At 46.5% G+C, this 2,045-nt stretch carries 1 protein-coding gene; it reads left to right on the top strand.

Going from position 1 to position 2,045, the window contains the following annotated elements; all coding sequences use genetic code 11:
- The coding region (locus ACFIK3_RS09300) for a hemagglutinin repeat-containing protein (RefSeq protein ID WP_375676608.1) at positions 1-2,045 on the top strand (2,045 nt) is incomplete at both ends.

The raw sequence follows: 2,045 nt of genomic DNA, 5'->3' as shown, positions 1-2,045 counted from the left end.
GGCACGATTGAAGCTGGTGGCACGCTTGATGCCAAGTTGACAGGCTATATTGACAATCATGCGGTGCGTGAGGGGGTTGAGCAAGTTGGCTTAAGCTCTGGCGATAAAGGTTTGGCTGGTGTTAAAAACACCGATTTTGACGGTTCCAAACCACTGATTAGTGATGATCGATTGGACGGCATCATCAATGGTTTGAAAGGGCACAAAGGACTTTTTGCACCAAGCACAAAAACACCCGCACCAGAATCCATACAAGTGCCAACGCAAGATGGGCTTAACTCTGTCAAGACAGAGTTAGCTGGCAGCCAATCACCGGATGTGCCGTTTTTAGTTGAGACGCGACAGGACTTTATCAACCCAAGTAAATTTTTAGGATCGGACTATTACTTAAAAAAGATTGGCAATTATAAGCCTGAAAACGTGTTTAAAAGATTAGGCGATGCTTATTTTGAATATCGTCTGGTGGGTGAGCAAATCTTTGAGCTGACAGGCAATCGCACTCTTCTTGATGTTGAAGATCCCAATGCTCAAATGCAAACGCTCTATGACAATGCTGTGGAGCAGCAAGGTCCCTTGGGGTTAGTGCTAGGCAAGCCCTTAACGCCTCAGCAGATTGCTGAGATCAAAAAGGATATGATCTGGCTTGAAACTCACCTTGTCGACGGACAAGAGGTCTTAGTGCCCCACGTTTATTTGGCGCCAACCTCCTCTTCAGAACAAGGGATAAAAAACGCACAAGGATTGCAAGGAAACCTTGCCAGTGCACGTTTAAAAGGGAATGGGGTCACCTTGAATGCGGACCGTCTTACCAATAGTGGCACCATCTTGAGTGATGATGCATTGCATGTTTCGACCACGCAAACATTGTTTAATGATGGTGGGTTTTTAGATGCCAGAGGTGCTGTAGAACTCACCAGTAACGGTCTTTTAGCCAATTCTTCCGGTGTTATTCATGGTGATACGGTTACCATGACGGGTGATACGATTGTCAATAGTACCGCTAAAATCCGTGACACGAATGAATATGGTTTTGTTGATCGAGCTGGGCAGAAGGGACAAATTCTCTCTGATCATGAATTAAACATTCAATCCCTTGGTGATCTTGGCTCAGAGGGGGGGGAATTCACCAGCGGCGGTCCGATGACGGTGATTGTCGGTGGTTCTGCTACGTTTGGTTCATTAGTGCTAGAGAGTGACCATAAGGAAACATTGGAAAAAGGGCATTATAACGCCCAAAGCAGTGAGCACCGTTTGACAGAAGTCAAAAGTGATGGAGATTTGACCATTGTCACAGGTGGTGAACTGAACCTTGAGGGAAAGTTTAAAGCCAAGGGCAATGGGGATTTCACCAGTGGTGGCGCTCTCAACGCGATTTCAGAGCAAGATTTTAACAGTTTTGATTTGGATCTGAGGGGCAAAGAAGGCGACAAATCGAAGCAAAAGAATAAGTTTCGTCAACAATCAACAGAAGTTACTACAAACAAAACCACGATAGAAACAGAGGGCAACCTCTCCATGCATGCGCAAAATGGGGATCTCACACTTGGTGCGGCAGGGCTATCAAGTGGTGGTCAGACGCATTTGGCATCAGATAAGGGAAAAATCAAGTTTCTGACCAACAAGGATCAAGATTTTAAGGATGTTTATCAGCGTAATGAAAACCTTGTGTGGTGGAGTGAGAGCGATAAAGGTTACCTTAAGGAGACCATCGAACATGTCACCATAGATGCTAAGGGTGGCATAAAGCTTGATGCGGGTGATGGCTTTGTTGTTGAGTATGAGGCAACTGGTGATTTAGACAAATCTCTTGAGCAATTGTCTCGCTCTCCAGGCATGGCATGGATCAAGCAACTGCGTGATGATCCAGAATTATCCAAGCAAGTGGATTGGCAAGCAGTTAAGGCTGAATTTAAAGACTGGGATTATAAAGCCCAAGGGCTGACAGAAGCCGGTGCGGCTATCGTGGCATTGGCTGTCACGGCGGTTACGGGCGGAGCAGCCTCGGGCGCTGCCAGTGCCATTACCGGTGCTTTGGGGCTTGGCTC

The sequence above is a fragment of the Bartonella sp. CB10SXKL genome (genome assembly GCF_042195515.1).
Lineage (GTDB): Bacteria > Pseudomonadota > Alphaproteobacteria > Rhizobiales > Rhizobiaceae > Bartonella.
The sequence above is the reverse complement of the archived record's forward strand: the minus strand, read 5'-3'. Positions and strand labels throughout refer to the sequence as shown.